The organism is Bifidobacterium catenulatum PV20-2, from assembly GCF_000800455.1.
Lineage (GTDB): Bacteria > Actinomycetota > Actinomycetes > Actinomycetales > Bifidobacteriaceae > Bifidobacterium > Bifidobacterium kashiwanohense_A.
In genome coordinates this window covers 328,039-345,005 of sequence record NZ_CP007456.1, presented here as the reverse complement: position 1 = coordinate 345,005, position 16,967 = coordinate 328,039, and the positions used below count along the sequence as shown (strand labels likewise).

11 protein-coding genes, 2 tRNA genes and 1 pseudogene are annotated in these 16,967 nt (G+C 58.3%); 1 reads left to right on the top strand and 13 read right to left on the bottom strand.

The genetic code is table 11. The features are described from left to right. Positions 1 to 36 precede the first annotated feature (36 nt). Positions 37 to 2,865, bottom strand: coding sequence for an Rne/Rng family ribonuclease (locus tag AH68_RS01345; RefSeq protein WP_039196936.1), 2,829 nt, complete (start codon positions 2,863 to 2,865; stop codon positions 37 to 39). A gap of 463 nt (positions 2,866 to 3,328) precedes the next feature. Then, positions 3,329 to 4,525 carry a succinyl-diaminopimelate desuccinylase gene (dapE, locus tag AH68_RS01340; protein ID WP_039199667.1) on the bottom strand — a complete coding sequence of 399 codons (1,197 nt, stop codon included), beginning with the start codon at positions 4,523 to 4,525 and terminating at the stop codon, positions 3,329 to 3,331. A gap of 138 nt (positions 4,526 to 4,663) precedes the next feature. Here dapE and AH68_RS01335 point away from each other — a divergent pair, with 138 nt between their 5' ends. Next, positions 4,664 to 5,608, top strand: a complete 945-nt coding sequence (locus tag AH68_RS01335; protein WP_039196932.1) for an AEC family transporter — start codon at positions 4,664 to 4,666, stop codon at positions 5,606 to 5,608. Positions 5,609 to 5,655: 47 nt separating this feature from the next. Here AH68_RS01335 and AH68_RS01330 read toward each other — a convergent pair whose 3' ends face one another. The 11 genes and pseudogenes from AH68_RS01330 to AH68_RS01280 form a co-directional block, all read right to left on the bottom strand. Then, the gene (locus AH68_RS01330; protein WP_039196930.1) at positions 5,656 to 7,161 is read right to left on the bottom strand and encodes an ABC transporter permease family protein; all 1,506 of its coding nucleotides are present in this window, start codon (positions 7,159 to 7,161) and stop codon (positions 5,656 to 5,658) included. Then, positions 7,161 to 7,850, bottom strand: a pseudogene (locus AH68_RS01325) (ABC transporter ATP-binding protein); the annotation flags it as partial. The pseudogene AH68_RS01325 and the gene AH68_RS01330, both read right to left, overlap by 1 nt. A 161-nt stretch (positions 7,851 to 8,011) precedes the next feature. Continuing rightward, positions 8,012 to 8,791 (bottom strand): ribonuclease HII, encoded by a 780-nt coding sequence (locus tag AH68_RS01320; protein WP_039196926.1) that lies wholly within the window; start codon positions 8,789 to 8,791, stop codon positions 8,012 to 8,014. Beyond that, positions 8,791 to 9,441: a signal peptidase I gene (lepB, locus tag AH68_RS01315; RefSeq protein ID WP_039196925.1), complete on the bottom strand. Its 651-nt coding sequence runs from the start codon at positions 9,439 to 9,441 to the stop codon at positions 8,791 to 8,793. The genes AH68_RS01320 and lepB overlap by 1 nt, the downstream gene beginning before the upstream one ends. A gap of 119 nt (positions 9,442 to 9,560) precedes the next feature. After that, positions 9,561 to 9,926 carry a 50S ribosomal protein L19 gene (gene rplS, locus AH68_RS01310; RefSeq protein ID WP_039196924.1) on the bottom strand — a complete coding sequence of 122 codons (366 nt, stop codon included), beginning with the start codon at positions 9,924 to 9,926 and terminating at the stop codon, positions 9,561 to 9,563. A gap of 552 nt (positions 9,927 to 10,478) precedes the next feature. Beyond that, positions 10,479 to 12,176: a glucose-6-phosphate isomerase gene (gene pgi, locus AH68_RS01305; RefSeq protein WP_039196923.1), complete on the bottom strand. Its 1,698-nt coding sequence runs from the start codon at positions 12,174 to 12,176 to the stop codon at positions 10,479 to 10,481. A 412-nt stretch (positions 12,177 to 12,588) separates the two neighbouring features. Then, positions 12,589 to 13,596: an AEC family transporter gene (locus tag AH68_RS01300; RefSeq protein ID WP_039196921.1), complete on the bottom strand. Its 1,008-nt coding sequence runs from the start codon at positions 13,594 to 13,596 to the stop codon at positions 12,589 to 12,591. Positions 13,597 to 13,848: 252 nt separating this feature from the next. Beyond that, a tRNA-Leu gene (locus AH68_RS01295) sits at positions 13,849 to 13,929 on the bottom strand. A gap of 67 nt (positions 13,930 to 13,996) precedes the next feature. After that, positions 13,997 to 14,072: transfer RNA gene (locus AH68_RS01290), tRNA-Thr, on the bottom strand. Between the two features lie 125 nt (positions 14,073 to 14,197). Continuing rightward, on the bottom strand, positions 14,198 to 15,502 hold the full coding sequence (locus AH68_RS01285) for an aminoacyltransferase (protein ID WP_236682427.1): 1,305 nt from the start codon (positions 15,500 to 15,502) through the stop codon (positions 14,198 to 14,200). A gap of 152 nt (positions 15,503 to 15,654) precedes the next feature. Further along, positions 15,655 to 16,923 (bottom strand): aminoacyltransferase, encoded by a 1,269-nt coding sequence (locus tag AH68_RS01280; RefSeq protein ID WP_039196919.1) that lies wholly within the window; start codon positions 16,921 to 16,923, stop codon positions 15,655 to 15,657. Positions 16,924 to 16,967 lie beyond the last annotated feature (44 nt).

Below are 16,967 nucleotides of genomic sequence, written 5' to 3'. Positions count from 1 at the left end.
TGTCAGGTTGACAGACCGGAATAATCATTTATTCTTCTATGCCTCCTCGCCCAGTTCCGCATTGTTGGCGGCCACGGCAGCCGCCGCAATCTGCGCGAGTTTGGCCTTCACGTCCGGCGAGGAACCTTTCGGCACCTGCACGTCCGTGCCGTGACCATGCTTGTTGGTTTTGACGAACGGGTCGCCGCCCTTCAAGGCGTACGGATCGTCATAATCCGCGGACACGGTCGGCTCGTCGTGAAGAATGAATCCGCGGCCCTTGCAGGTCGGGCATTCCTCGGAGAAGGCCTCTACCAAGCCCTGTCCGATGCGCTTTCGCGTCATCTGCACCAGGCCAAGCGAGGTGACTTCGGCCACCTGATGCTTGGTACGGTCGCGAGCCAGGCATTCCACCAGTCTGCGCAGCACCAGATCACGGTTGGCCGGCATGACCATGTCGACGAAGTCGATCATCACCATGCCGCCGATATCGCGCAGGCGCAGCTGACGTGCGATCTCTTCGGAAGCTTCGAGGTTGCAGCGGGTCACCGTCTCCTCAAGACTCTTGCCGCGGCCGATGAAACGGCCGGTGTTCACGTCGATGGTGGTCATGGCTTCGGTGCGGTCGATCACGATCGAACCGCCCGACGGCAGGTAAACCTGACGTTCCATGCCCTTGCGCAGCTGGGAGTCGATCTGCCACTTGTCGAACACGTCTTTGCCTTCATGTTCGGCCGGATCCCACTTTTCAAGCTTGTCCTTCAAGTCGGGAGCCATGGTGTCGAGATATTCCTCGATACGGCCGTACACGCGGTCACCTTCAACGATCATCTTGGAGAAGTCGTCGTTGAAGATGTCTCGCACCACGCGGATCGCCACATCCGGCTCGCCTTGCAGCAGCTTCGGACGCTTGCCGTGCAGGAATTCGTCACGCTTGGCGGTGATGCGTTCCCACTGGCGCACCAAGCTTTCGAGATCCTTGGTGATCGCCTCTTCGGAAGCGCCTTCCGCAGCGGTACGAATGATCACGCCCATGTCTTTCGGAGCAACCTTCGACACGATGTTCTTGAGGCGGGAACGTTCGCGCTCGCTGAGCTTGCGGCTCACGCCCGTCATGCCACCGGATGGCACGAGCACCAGGAAACGGCCCGCAAGGGTGACCTGCGAGGTCAGTCGTGCGCCCTTGTGCCCGATCGGATCCTTGGTGACCTGCACGAGCACCGGGTCTCCCGACTTGAACGCGAGTTCGATGCGGCGAGGCTGGCCTTCCAAACGCGCGGAATCCCAGTTCACCTCACCCGCATATAGCACGCCGTTGCGCGCCTGGCCGATGTCTACGAACGCGGCCTCCATGCTCGGCAGCACGTTCTGCACGCGGCCAAGATAGATGTTGCCCACTGTGGCGACTTCCTGAATGTCGGACACGTAATGCTCGACAAGCACGTTGTCTTCGATCACGGAAATCTGCGTGTGGCGTTCGCGCTCGCGCACCACCATCAGGCGGTCCACATGTTCGCGGCGAGCCAGGAAATCCTGTTCCATGAGCTGGCTTTGACGGCTACGCTCGCGGCGATTGTCACGACGGCGCTGCTTCTTGGCCTCAAGTCGAGTCGAACCCTCGACATCGGTAATCTCGTCGATGTACTGCTGCTTGCGGGAACGGCGTACGAGCGGCTCTTCCTGCTCCTCGGACTTCGCGCCGCCGCGGCGACGGCGACGGCGACGGGTCACCGTGCCCTCTTCCTCATCATCCTCCTCACGGCGGCGACGAGACTCACCTTCGACGTTCCCCTGCTGCTGTTCGTCAGCTTCCTCACGATTGCCACGGCCACGACGGCGACGACGGGTGCGCGTCGGCTGCTCGTCATCATCATCGTCACCACGACTGCCACGTGTTTCGTCGTCGATAGGCGCGTACGTGATATCGTCGAGGATCAAATCCTCTTCAATCTGCTCGACTTCGGCAGCAGCTCGACGTTCCTGCGCGTTCAAACGACGGGAACGATGGGACTTGCGAAATCCGCCTTCCTCATCGTTTTCCGCATCATCATTACGATTGTCACGTTCGTTGCGTTCACTGCGATTGTCTTCGGAACGCTCTTCGTCGGCAACGTCACGATTACGACGGCGACGACGACGGGTCGCATGGCCCTCATCCTGCGCATCGTCATGATCCTGCATATTGCGATCATTGCGAGATTCACGAGAATCGTCACGATCATCATCGGACCTGTTACGGGAATCCGCAACAGACGGCAAAACCGGCTCCTGGAACAGCAGCGACATCATCGGACGCGGATTATGACGGACCTCATGGCCTTCCGGCAACATATCGACCGCATCAAGCGCACGTTCTTCAAACGATTCCTCATCACGGGAATCATCGACGGCACTGCGGCGGCGACGACGCGGCATCTCGTCATACTCATCCGCATCTTCAACGGAACGACGACGGCGACGCAGACGATCCTCATCCCGCTCATCCTCGACCTGCACCGCGCGGCGGCGACGAGTACGCGTCGACTGCTCATCGGCAATCTCACGAACATCATCGTCGGGCCGGGCCGAACGACGACGGCGACGAGTCGGGCGAGACATGCCATCGGAATCGCCATCATCACTGGAAACAGCGACATCACCGGCATCATGTGCAGGCTGCGCAACCGGCAACTTCGGCTCTTCGAACAGCGGGGTCGCGGCATGCTCCTCGACCTTCAATTCCAAAGACACGCCGGCGGCTCCAACCCCACGTACCACACGACGACCGCCACGACGGCGACGCGGTGCAGGATCAGACTGGGCCGATTCGAATTTCACAACATTCACGACATGCTCAGGCGATGCCACGGCTTCGACCTGATCGAAGCCCTCATTGGTATTAGGCACAATGGCTCCTCGACGGCACGCTGCAATCGCGCCGCCCACGCTTAGGCCTCATACGGTTCTCACACCACGCTCTCACCGTGGCCGCGCATCATGGCGCCCGTAGGAAGCAACTTCCGTCAAAAGTCCTCATCATGCGACGGCGGACACCGGCGCTCGCGGGCACACATGAACTTCACGCGAGGGGATCAACGCCATCGGATGCATTGGTGATTTGCAGAACCACCGTCTATAAGTATGACACAAAAAACAACGGAGCGTGACATGACGGGAAATTTTCCGGATCCCGCAACCCGCCGCCCGCTTTCCCCGCCCGCAAATCCCAGACCCCGTCTGCACAAGTCGTTTTTCCGTCTACACAAGTCGCAGATCGGGGTGCTTTCTTAGGTTGTGCAGACAGAAGACGGAAAACAACAAACAGCCGATAGCAGGCAGAAAACAGAAGGCAGAAAAAGGCAGCAGACAGCTACTTCAGCCAGTCTTCAAGCAGATTGGTCATCAACAGCAAATCCGATTCCGGCAGCTGCTCGTCGTGCTTGTGTGCCAGCAACGGACTGCCCGCGCCTAGATTCACTGCGGGAATGCCCAGCATCGAGAATCGCGCCACATCCGTCCAGCCAAGCTTAGCCAGAGGCTCACGCCCAGTGCGCTCGCGCACCAATTCCACCAGCGACTGCGCGAGCGGCGACGTCAACCCCGGACGTGCGGAAGGCGACTCGTCTTTCATCTCAATGCCGAAGCCTTCGAACACGCCGCCTGTGGCGACATGCTCGCCGTTACCCAATTCCGCACCGGCATCCGCGCCAATCATCAGCGCCTTCGCCTCAGCCAACGACTTGTCGGGGGCAAAACGGTAGTTGACATGCACGCGGCATTCGTCGGGGATCACATTCGTGCCTTTGCCGCCTGAAATCAGCGTGGCATTCAGCCCCTCCTGATACGTCAGGCCATCCACTTCAATCGCACGATTTTCATAAGCGTTCAGCCGGTTCAGAATCTCAGCGGCCGCATGAATGGCGTTCTTGCCCATCCACGCTCGCGCCGAATGTGCCGCAATGCCATGCGTGATCACGTCGAAACGCATCGTGCCATTGCAGCCACCTTCAATACCGCAATCGGTCGGCTCGCCAATAATCGCAAAATCGCCGGAAATCCAATCAGGATGCGCTTCGACCACCTTGCGTAGGCCGTTCTTTTCGGCAGCAACCTCTTCGTGGTCGTAGAACACGTATGTCAGATCGTATTTCGCATCCGTCAACGTGGCCGCCAAATACAGCATCACTGCGTCGGAGCCCTTCATATCGGTGGCACCGCGCCCCCATATCACGCGCTCCTTCTCATGGCCGGCGGCAACATCCTCGCGAATCAGCGGATTGCCTGGTTCCAGCCATCGCGGCGGGAAGTTGTCGATCACCGGCACTGTGTCAAGATGCCCGGCGAGAATCACGCGGCGTTCACGTCCGGAATTCGTGGACGCAACCAGCGTATCGCCATGCCTGCGTACCGTAAGATGCGCCTGCTTGTTCAGAAACGCTTCGACGGCATCGGTCAACGGCCCTTCGTCGTCGCTCACGGAATAGGATCCCATGATCTGTTCCATCAGCCCGTTCAGCTGCTCCTGCCTGGTAGCGGAAGCGGAAAATCCAATCTCAAGTTTGTTCATACCGCCCATTATCCAGCACCACCAGAACCGACATCGCCGTTCGACAACGCTTTTGAGACGGGTCGGATGTTATCCATATGCATGGTGCAACACTGGATAGCGGCCAAACCAACGGCCGAGAGCGAAAGGAAGAGTGTCATGCTGGGTCTGTTAAGCGCATTGGAAGGCTTCTGCGTCATTGGCATCGTCATCGGCACCGGTTACGTGGCCGCGCGCATGCGCATAGGCGGATCTACCGCGCAGATGGTGCTCAACAGGTTCAGCTTTTTCGTATCGAGCCCGTGCCTGATGTTCGCCATCCTGTCCAAGGAGAGAATCTTCGAGATATTCCACTCCTCCATTGTTGTGGCGTTCTTCTCGGCCGTGCTGGTCGGATTGGTGTTTCTGATCCTCAATAGGCTGTTCTTCCATCTGAAGGCGGCGGATGCCACCATCGGCGCGTTGAATTCCCTGTATCTGAACTCCAACAACATCGGTCTGCCGATCGCCACGTACATTCTGGGCAATCCCGCTTTGGTCGCGCCGATTCTGGTCATGCAACAGGCGGTGTTCACACCGATCGGCCTGACCGTGCTCGACGTGACCACCAAAGGCAAGGTCTCCACGAGGGAGATTCTGAAGCAGCCGCTGCATCAGCCGCTGCTTATCGGTTCGCTGCTGGGCATCGCCGTATCCGCGCTTTCCGCAAAAGCCGGTCATTTCGTGGTGCCGGACTGTATTTACGATCCGACCGACATGATCGGCGATTCCGCAGTACCGATGATTCTGATGGCGTTCGGCATGTCGTTGCACGGCACAAAGCCGTTGCAGGATAAGTCGAATATTCCGGCGGTATTCACGGTGGCCGCTTTGAAGAACATTGTGATGCCGATCATCGCGTTCCTGCTGTCGTATTTCGTGATGGGCTTCCGCGGCGCCACGCTGTACGCGTGCGTGGTGCTCGCCGCCCTGCCGACCGGGCAGAACGTCTACAACTACGCGGCGCGGTACAACGTGGGTCTCTCGTTCGCACGCGACGGCATTCTCTTCTCGACACTGACCTCACCGATCTTCATCGCAATCATCGCGGTGCTCCTCGGCTGATCTCGCCAGTCCTCGCCGCGGTATCCACGACCGCCGCGGCGAGGCCATCAATCGTCCGTACGGTAGCCGGCATGACCGAGCTCGTGCGCCGCATGATTCGCGGCACACCCTCCGAGCACCATCAGCGCATAACACAAGCCGATTCCCGCGGCCAACGTAAGCAACGAAGCCGGATTGAGCAACGACATTGCCAGAATCGGAAACAGCAACAACACCGAGCACCCTAATGAAACGGCCATCACCGTGTTGAGCGGGGTGATCACTTCCATCATGCGTGCCTTGTCGAGCGTCGCCTCATCCGTGCCTTCCAACGCAAGCATGCGGTACTCGTCGGCCTGGTCGTAGACGTTGCCCGTCTGCATCACGCCGGAACTGACGGCGGCGAGCACCGCGGCAAAGGCGAGCGTCAGGAAACCACCCATCGCTATATCGCGCATGTACAGCATAGATGGGTCGAACGGGTCGTGGTTGCCTCCGATTCCGGTGGCGAGCAATCCGCACACCGACGTCATCCCCGCGATGAACACAGCGAGCGCCACACCGGACACGTTGCGCCAAGCACGCTTGGGATTGTCGAGGATACGGCGCATGGCAATCATAGTGGCCGCGTCCTTCGGGTGTTTCGCACGCGATCTGGCGCGCATCGCCACCACCCAGGTACCGACGACGTTCACCATGGCGAAGCCGAGGAAGAAGACGCCGAAGATGATGGCGTAGACCACCATCTGACCCAAGTGCGCGAATGCGGAGATGCTGTTGAGCAGCAGGTAGCCTACGGCCAACACGGCAAGAAAAATCAGTGCACGCCATGCGGACGGCATGGGTTGTCCGGTACGTTGCATCACGCCAAGCGGGGTGATGGACACGCGGCGTAGGGCGACCAGCGCGGAGACCAAGGCAAGCAGCGTGACTCCGACGGTCACAGCCGCCAGGGCAGGCAGTCCCACCCACAACTGTTCGAAGGTGAAATGCTGGTTTTGGAAGTCGAGCAGCATGATCGCCGGTATCAGCGCGAAGTAGCCGGTCATGCCAACCAGCGCGCCAAGCAGAGCCTGGCCACCCGCATCGAGCGCGGTGAGTTTCGTGACCTGCGCGGTGGTGGCGCCCGCAAGTCGCAGTGCGGCGAGACGTGCGTCCCTGCGGGAGGCCGCGAGACGGGCCGCCGAGCCGGCGAGCGCCACGAACGGCACGATGAGTAGCAGACTGGCGAATGCGGCGAGCATCACATAGCCGTCGGAATAGGTGTTCATGACGGCTGTGGCCTGGTCGGCCGTCCAATGGCCGTCGCCGACCGTGGCAACGAGCTTGTCGGCGTGCGCCAGGGCTTTGGACCATGTTTCGTATGTACCGGGCGCGCACTTGTTGGAATCGATCATGCAACCGAACGTGTGGTCGGCGGAGGCCCGCCAGATGAAGCCATGCAGGCCTCCGAGCACGGTTAGGAAGACGGCGGTGGCGGATGCGAAGGCAACGATGGCCAGCGCAGAGGTGCGGCCGGATGTGCCGCGGGTGCCGGAGCGGTGGAACAATCGCCATAATCGGAACATGTTCATCGTGCGCCTCCGGCGGTAGGTTGGGATTGCTGCGGCGAGCTCAACCTGCCATCACGCATAGTAACGGTGGCATCGCAGAATGCGGCCACGTTCGAATCGTGCGTCACCACGACCACGGCCGCGCCGGTCTGTCGTGCGGTCCGCATGAGAATGCTCATGATTTCGTGGCCGGTGGTCTGGTCGAGCGCGCCGGTCGGTTCATCGGCGAAGATGACTGCCGGCTGCGCGGCGAGCGCACGTGCGATGGCGATGCGCTGCATCTGGCCGCCGCTCATTTCGCCGGGACGTCGTTGCGCGAGCTGGCGCAATCCCAATCGTTCCAGCCATAGCATGGCCGTGTCGGTGGCCTGCTGGTAGCTTGCGCCGCCCAGCATCATCGGCAACGCGATGTTTTCGATGGCCGGCAGTTCCGGCAGCAGTTGTCCGGATTGGAAGACGAAGCCGAAGGCGCTGCGGCGCAGTTTGGTGCGGTCAGCGTCACTCAACCGCGCTAGGTTGGCACCGCGAAACATCACATTGCCGGCTGTCGGGGTGATGATGCCGGCGAGTGCGTGCAGTAACGTCGATTTGCCGGAACCGGACGGTCCCATGACCGCGATGCTTTCGCCTGCCTGGATGCCGAAATCTACGTGATTGAGCGCCAACATGTGTGTTGCGTTTGGTGTCGCCTGTTGGGTCGAATAATCCATGACCAGATCGGTCGCCTGAAGTATGTGTTCCATGTTTCCTACGGTACGGAAACGGATTGGTCCCGGCCATCAGACGGCGGGATGAACTTACAGGTTTCCTTCCGGCATGCATCATCCGCAAGGATTAGCGTAATCGCGGACTGCGGATGAGATGCCGTATGTCAGACGAGGTGCCAGGACAGGCGGTGCAGGTCGCTGGGGCCGTGTTCGACGATGGCTTCGCGGTGTGCCGCCGATCCGTAGCCTTTGTTGTTGGCCCATTCGTAGGGCGCATATTGCGGCTGCGCGGCGAGTTTGACCATGAGTCGGTCTCGTGTGACTTTGGCGATGACGGCCGCCGTCGCCACGGTCGCGCAATGCCGGTCGCCTTTGACTTTGCAGGTCACGTCCGCCGGAATTGGCACATCGGGTGCGTCGAAGGTGTTGAGCGCTTTGGTGATGTAGTCGTTCGGCCCGTCAAGAATCGCGCCGATTTTCAGATTGTTCAACGCTTCCGATGATTCAGAAGACCCCGCGATTCCAGCAGATTCACCCCCGCCAATGCCAAGCTTGCGTTCCGCTTCGGCGAGCGCCCGCAGTGCCGCCACGCCGAGAGCGTACGAAATACCCCATTCGTCGATTTCCGTATTGGAGGCCGCTCCGACCGCCCATGCGGCGCACCATTGTTCGAGTTCGTCGAAGATGGCTTCGCGCTTGTGTTCGGTCAGCATTTTGGAGTCGGCCACGCCTTTCGGCACTTCCAGATGCGAAGATTCTTGTGAGCCTCCTTGCGAAGCTCCAGCCGCCCCATCCAAGTCACGCGCCCAAATCGCAGCCGCACCAACCATTACCGGCCCTGCGAGAGATCCACGCCCCACCTCGTCAAAGCCGACGATCACATCATAGCCTTGTTCGGCAATAGCGCGTTCCAAATCCAATGTGGGAATTACGGAAACCGCCATCAGACCGCCGAGCCTCCTTCCGGAACGTCGGCGAACACTTCATGGTGCGCATCGAGCCCGCCGATGCGGTTCAATGGCCAATATTTCGCGAGTCCGACACCCACTACGTCGGAAATGGGCACGAGTCCATGTGAGGAATCGTTCTGATGGTAGCGCGAATCGGCGGAATTGGCGCGATTGTCGCCCATAACGAACACGTGTCCTTCGGTCACGGTCACGTTGAACGCGAATGAACTGGGGTCCACGCCTGGGCGAATGTATGCGCTTTCGTCAATCGCCACACCATTGATGGTGATCGGCTTGCCCGGCCCTTCGCATGCCACGGTGTCTCCTGGCAGTCCGATGAGTCGTTTGATGAGGTAGTCGCCGCCGAGTTTGCTGCTGTCTTCCTGCTGCAACCAGTGGTCGGGGTCTTTGAACACCACCACGTCGCCGCGTTTCAGGTCGAAGACTTTCGGGGTGAGTTTCGAGGTGATCACGCGGTCGCCTGGTTCGATGGTGTTCATCATGGATCCGGAGGGAATCACGTAGAATCCGAGCAGGAAAATACGTATCAGCAGCACGATAATAATTGGAATTCCGCACCAAACCAAGGTGTCGCGCAAGCCAAAGCTGTCGCCGCTATTGTTTTCTTCTTTGGCATGCCTCATACATGATTCCTTTATCGTCCGGTTTGCACACTGACCCTTATCATAGCGGCCAAGAATAGAAAAAGGCCCTCCAGCCGTAAGGCTGAGGGCCAATTTCACGCTTTATTTGCGTTTGAAACTCACTTCTCGGAGTTGTCGCGGCGCTCAACGATACGAGCGGCCTTACCGCGCAGGTTGCGCAGGTAGTACAGCTTGGCGCGACGCACACGGCCCTTACGGACCACCTTGATGGAGTCGATGACCGGGGAGTGCAGCGGGAAGCGGCGCTCCACACCGGTGCCGAAGCTAATCTTACGAACAACGAAGGTCTCACGAACGCCGCCGCCCTGACGAGCGATCACAACGCCGGTGAAGGCCTGGATACGGGAGTTGTTGCCTTCCTGGATCTTCACGTTGACTTCAACGGTGTCACCCGGACGGAATGCCGGGATTTCCTCGGCCGGCTTCAGGTGCTTGGCGTCAAATGCTTCAATAGCGTTAACCATTGTGTTTCCTCGAGTCGCCGCCGCATATCAGCGCACAGGTAAGGGCTTCACGATTTTCGCAAATTCGTTCTGCCTGGTATGTTCTTCGCAGGTCTGCCTGCGAAGGATTGCCAATCCGCCGAAAATCGCGGCAACTCACGTTCGTGCAACTTGCGTTCGCAAAGTTTGCGTTCGTGCAAAGTTCCGCTCAATCTTGCGATTGTTTCCGGCTGGACCCGAAGGGACCCAGGATTATGCGGCGTCCTGAATCCCGGCACAGCAATATTCAAAAATACCCCACCCACCAGACCTCACGCCGCCCAAAACTCGCCGCAAAAGTTCTTAATGATTGACTATTTCAAAGAATGGCTATTATCTGCGGAAAATACTGCTCCTATGCATGATATGCACTTCATTGTGCTGATTTCGCACGAAACGCGGAGCTTGGATATTTGGAAATGATGGTTCAGGGGCAACAAAAAGGGCTCTGCACCGAAATGCAGAGCCCTTTGGAAGTTATTGCGCTACGGCGCTATATGCGTCGCTGAACGCAGCGTTCTGATTTCTCTGAAATCAGAACTTGCGATTTGCGCGGTAGAACTTGATCAGGGACTGGGTGGAAGCGTCCTGAGCGGCCAGAGCCTCGTCATCCTGGGAGATGGCCGGGGTGATCTGCTTGGCAAGCTGCTTGCCCAGCTCAACGCCCCACTGATCGTAGGAGTCCAGACCCCACACGGTGCCTTCAACGAAGGTGATGTGCTCGTACAGGGCGATGAGCTCGCCGATTGCGAACGGGGTCAGTGCCACGCCGAAGATGGAGGTGGTCGGGCGGTTGCCGGTGAACACGCGGGCCGGAACGATCTCTTCCGGAGTGCCTTCTGCGCGCACTTCGTCAGCGGTCTTGCCGAAGGCCAGAGCCTTGGTCTGTGCGAAGTAGTTGCCGAGGAACAGCTCGTGCACGTCCTGGTCGCCGTCCTTGGTCGGGTTCGGGGTGTTCACGAACGCGATGAAGTCGGCCGGAATCAGCTGAGTGCCCTGGTGAATCAGCTGGTAGAAGGCGTGCTGGCCGTTGGTGCCCGGCTCGCCCCAGAAGATTTCGCCGGTTTCGGAGGTGACCGGGGTGCCGTCCCAACGCACGGACTTGCCGTTGGATTCCATGGTCAGCTGCTGCAGGTAAGCCGGGAAGCGGTGCAGGTACTGGTCGTACGGCAGCACGGCGTGGGAGGCGACCTTGAAGAAGTTGCGGTACCACACGTTCAGCATGCCGAGCAGCACGACCACGTTCTTCTCGAACGGGGTGTTGGCGAAGTATTCGTCGATCTCGTGGAAGCCGTGCAGGAACTCTTCGAAGCGTTCCGGTCCGAACACCACGGCGAGGGAGGTGCCGACGGCTGCGTCCACGGAGTAGCGGCCGCCAACCCAGTTCCAGAAGCCGAAGGCGTTGGCCGGGTCGATGCCGAACTCGGCGACCTTCTCCAGGTTGGTGGAGACGGCGACGAAGTGCTTCTTGATGGCTTCGGCGTTCTTCTCGTCGGAGCCGTCGACTGCGCCGGCGGCCTTGAGGGCGTCGAGCAGCCAAGTGCGGGCTTCACGAGCGTTGGTCAGGGTTTCCAGGGTGGTGAAGGTCTTGGAAACGACGATGAACAGGGTGGTCTCCGGGTCGAGGCCCTTGGTCTTTTCGGCCAGATCGTTCGGGTCGATGTTGGAGATGTAGCGTGCGGAGATGCCTGCGTCAGCGTACGGCTTCAGTGCTTCGTACACCATGACGGGACCCAGGTCGGAACCGCCGATGCCGATGTTGACCACGGTTTCGATCTTCTTGCCGGAGACACCGGTCCATTCGCCGGAACGAACCTTGTCGGCGAAGGCGTAGATGCGGCCAAGCACTTCGCGCACGTCCTTGACGGTGTCCTGTCCGTCAACGATGTACTTGCCTTCGTCTTCGGCCGGGCGGCGCAGTGCGGTGTGCAGCACGGCGCGGTCTTCGGTGTTGTTGATGTGCACGCCGGTGTACATGGCCTTGGTGCGCTCGTCGAGCTTGACGGCCTTGGCGAGGTCTGCGAACAGCTGCAGGGTTTCCGGCTTGATCAGGTTCTTGGACAGGTCGAAGTGCAGATCGCCCGCATCGAAGCTCAGCTTCTCGACGCGCTCGGCGTCATCGGCGAACCACTGCTTGAGGCTGATGCCTTCGGACTGCAGCTCATCGTAGTGCTTCTGCAGTGCGGCCCACTCCGGGGTCTTGGTGGCGTCAACAGGAGGATTGATGGCCATGGTGTGTAGGTCCTTTCATCATCACTATGAAGCGGAACGAGCTGAGGATCTCTGCAGATTTCCGCATGCCGCATTCCGTATCTCTTCATCTCACAAGATACCCACAAAATAAGACAGAACAACACAAAAATGTTTCCTGAATTAACACATTCGCCAGGATTCGCAATATAGTGCGGTTCCGACCACCTTCATCTTCGACATGCACACTTTTGACGATTACTGAAATCGTGTGCATAGTTCCGCCTCAAGTCTTCGTCACGCTTCCAAACATGTAATAAACGAAACGATCGCATTATGCAGTGAACGACAAGAAAATGGCACTGCAACTACCAGCAAGCAATCATTCAACGACTTCGCGTTCTGCAGGGTCACAAACAATCTCCTGCACCCGGTAAAGATCTCCTTGCCGCTCTTATGCGAGCGCGACGAACACGAAGTGAGCGCCAGTCATCAGCAGCAAACTGATAATCGCAGTAATCGACAGCGTAAAACCAGCAAGCTTCGCATTGCCAAGCACCTTGTCGGTAAACAGCGTGGAAAACACGGCAATCGGCGCCAAGCAGCACAAGGCGGCCGTCTCACGAATCTCAGCACTGAACGGAAGCAGCAGCCAAGCCGCAGCGGCAAACGCAATACCGAACGGCAGTCGCCAACCAATCACCTTGAGAAGCTTCAACACATCCTGCCTGCCAGACGGCAAATCCATAAGCATGCCCACCATCAGCATCGCACAGAACGAATTCGCGTTAGAAAGCGGCTGCACAAGCGTGGCAATAATGTCAGGAATCTTCACGTTAGCGAGCGTGAGAATAATCATCACCAAGTACGTGTCGAACGGAACCGAACCGAAGAACCCCTTGAACACATTGCGGGCCAAAGCCTTGCGGGCAAGACGCTTGGCATCCTTGTCTTTCAGCTTCACATGCGGGAGCGTGGGCGCATTGCCCTGATACTGCTCGGTAAGCGGCATGCCAGGCTTGATATGCAGCAGCGTCTGCGTCATCACATTCGTGCCGGCAGCAACCATCACGCAATTGCCAATGTCGAACATAGCGGCGGGCACGATCGCACCCGTGCCAAGAAAAGCCTGCACTACGGGGAAACAGAAGCAACCAACGTTGAAGCCGGAGCCGTTCAACATCATGAACGCGCGATCCTGCACCGGACGATGGCGGGACGTCAGGAAAACCACGACCGGCGGAATGAACGCAACGATCAGGCCGAACAGCGCAATCAGCAACAGGCTGGAATCATGCGGATTCGTAGCAAACGAATAGACAATCGCGCCCGGCAGCACCAAATTGAAAATAGCGGTCTGCATAATGCGATAATCGCGATCCTTGAACAGGCCGGCTCGCTTGAACAGATATCCGGCGAGGATAATCAGTAGCAACGCAACAGGCTGAATCAGCGCAGACACAACATCCCCCTAATCCTTAGGATTCTCTTCCTATCCAAAGTCATCTTAGGAGCATCCCACGCCACCAAACCGATTCCCCACAGCCCTAATTCCCCGCCCACTGGAATAATCCACCACTCAAAGCCATCCCAGCGGAAAAACATCCATTCACTGGAAGAATCGGGATGAAAACGTGCGAAATGCTCTCAAAAAAGGCTCATTGAATGGTCTACGATGGCCAAGAACAGGCAGGCTTCCGCCGTTTTCTGAAAGTGCGCGAGATGGGACTTGAACCCACACGTCAAAGACACAGGAACCTAAATCCTGCGCGTCTACCAATTCCGCCACTCGCGCAAGTAGCCATACCGGAACGAAACGCTCCTGATATGCAAAACCCTAGATGCTTTCACATCTAGGGCGCTGGAGCCACTTGACAGAATCGAACTGTCGACCTGCTCATTACGAGTGAGCCGCTCTACCGACTGAGCTAAAGTGGCAATGCCCGGCATGCATACGCCATCCGCGCACAAGACACAAAGCCTATCAGAAAAACTCATCCCGCGCAAATCCGCGTCGCGTCCACCTTTCCACTTTCAGTGTGGTGCAGGCCCGACCCCTAGGACTAGCGGCGCAGGAGTTTGTGGGCAAGATCGCTCACGCCGCAGCGCAGCCTGCTCACCGGAAGCGTGAATTCGCCCGGCAGTTCCTCAACGTAGCCGTTGAAGCCCTGCTTGAACTCCAACACGCCGCGTCCATCGTCTTCCGGGTCGTCGAACACTCCCGAAATGCCATAGAAGTTGTACCGCGTCACCCCCCGTTCCAAGCAACGCGACATCATCTCATGCTGCAAGGCGGTGGGCGCGTAGAACTTGGCGTAACGGTCGTCGGATCCACTGGAGAAATACACCAGCTCGCGTTCATGCCACATGAACAGACCTACGGCGACCGGCACCACTTCTCCGTCACGAGCGATGCGCTCATGCGCGTCCTCGATGCGGCGACGTGCGGACTCCACATTCTTCCGAGCCGTATCGAGCTTCTTGCGCACATCATCCGGGTACTTCGTATGCTCAAGCGAACGCTCCAAGCGTTCCGCGTCTTTCGAAAACTTCGCCAGCTTTTCTTCCCATGATTGCAGATAGCGGTCAAGATGCACTTCCGCCACCATGAACTCGGCCTTGTCTCCAAACGCGTCATATACGCGTTCGAAATAATCAAGGCTACGGTTGGCGAAATGCTGGCGTTCGCTACTCAGCTCGCAAATATCGTGGAACACGTTCAGCTCGCTACGATTCAGGCGTCGAACCTCCACGCCGCTGTTCCGCGCGATCTTGACGTTACGACGCGTGTTCTTCGCATACGAAGCGAGCAGTTCGCCGGCGTTCGAGAACTCGCTCAAGTCCTTAACGTAATTCCAACGGTTCATCAGGGCATCGTACCCACGTGTGAAGCCAGCATGTTTCCAGCCCAGCCGCTCGTACTCCCGTACCATCTCATCATTGGGTTCGCCCATGGCCTTGCCCTGCGAATCACGAACGCAATACACCTGGTTGGGCCAGCACGTCAGGCTGATGGCATGAACCCGTTTGGCGACCTCTCGCAAACCGTCGGTCAACGCGGTCATCTGCTCGCCGTCATTCCCATTGCACAACGGGCCAAGCCACAACGAACCTTCCACGCCGAAACGCCCTTGCGAAAAAGCCACCAACGCGCCGGCCACCGGAGCATCGTGCGCATCCACCACTCCGACATACTGCGTCTGCATGCCTTCAGATTGCGCCAAAACCGCCATTTCGGAAGTCTGCTGGAATCCGCCGTACTCGCTCGCAGCGGAAAGGGCATCAAATTCACCGGCGCTCAGCTCACGCACATTCCATTCAGACGATTCTCGCTCTTGTTCCTCACTCGCGTTCATTTCTCGCGCCACGATCCGCACTGCCTTTCATTATTCAAACCGGCTAAAAGCCCCTTTTCCCAAGGGCGATAACCTAGTCTGACCTACAGTCGCTGTCAACCGCGTTCACATAACCCTCGCGCGCCTATAAGTCCGCGCCCAGAAACCTCCAAGCAAAGGACGAGCTAGCGGCGCAGGAGTTTGCGTACGGAAGTCTTGAGCTTGAATGCCAACGGGCGCACGGGAAGCACGAACGAACCCATGAGTTCCTCAACATACCCGTTGAAACCTTGCTTGAATTCGAGCACGCCACGGCCTTCGCTGTTCGGATCGTCGAACACGCCGTCGATGCCGTAGAAGTTGTAGCGAGTCACGCCACGCTCCACGCACAGATGCAGCATGGCGTCATGCTGAATAAGCGCGGAAGCGTAGAACGGCTTGTACTTCTCCACGCTGCCCGAGAACAGATACACCGTTTCACGCGCATGTTCCACGAACAGGGAGGCCGCCGCCGGAAGCACGTCACCATCTTTGGCATACTCGGCCGCTTCAGCCAAACGCTTTTCCGCCGCCGCAAGGTTGCGGGACTCTTCCCCTAACTGGCGTCCCGTTTTGGTGGTCGGATGCTCATCGTATTTGGCCTGCAGCGTATCGACCTTCTTCTGCAAGACATCGCGCTTGGATTCCATGTCGGCAATATATTCGCCGATGTGAATCTGCGCCACCATGAAGTGGGCTTTGCTACCATAGGCTTGCTTGAACTTGCGGAAGTACGCTTCACCGCGATATTCGAAATTACGGCGTTCGGCGGTGACTTGCTCGATGTCGGCAAACACCTGCAGCTCGTCTTCGCTTAGCTCGCGCACATGCACGCCCATGGATGCGGCACGTTTCACGCTCCACTGCGTGCGCTTGTCATACGACTTGAGCAGTGACTTTTCGTCGGTAATGCCAGTCAGGTCTTTCAAGTAGCGCCAGCGCGGCACCGCAGTGTAGCCGATTGTGAAGCCATCATGTATGAAGCCGAGCTTTTTCAACGTTTCCACGGCATCATCAGCAGGAGCACCACCTTGGTCGGCTGGCAGTTCGCCGCCATGCGAGTCATGCAGGCAGTATGGCATTTCCGGCACGATTTCCATCTGTGCGGAACCTTTCGCCTTCGCGTGCTGCTTGAGTTGGGTCATGAAATATTCGGTCAATTCGCGATCGCGATAGTCACACAAGGGGCCGTCGTGCACCACACTGAAGGTGGAAAGGCGGCTGCGATGCGTTTCGAACAGCGCTCCCGCAACGATTTTGCCGTTTTCTTGAACGCCAAGGTATTCCACTTCGATTCCTTGGCCGGCACGCAGACGGCCTGCGGCAGAGGTCTGCTGGAAGTTGCCGTCCGCGTGATGTGCGGAAAAATCGTCAAACGCCTCCGGACTCAACGTAACCAGAGAAAATGCTCGCATGTAATCCTACCCCTTCATGCTGGTTGATTACGAGATTGATTGCC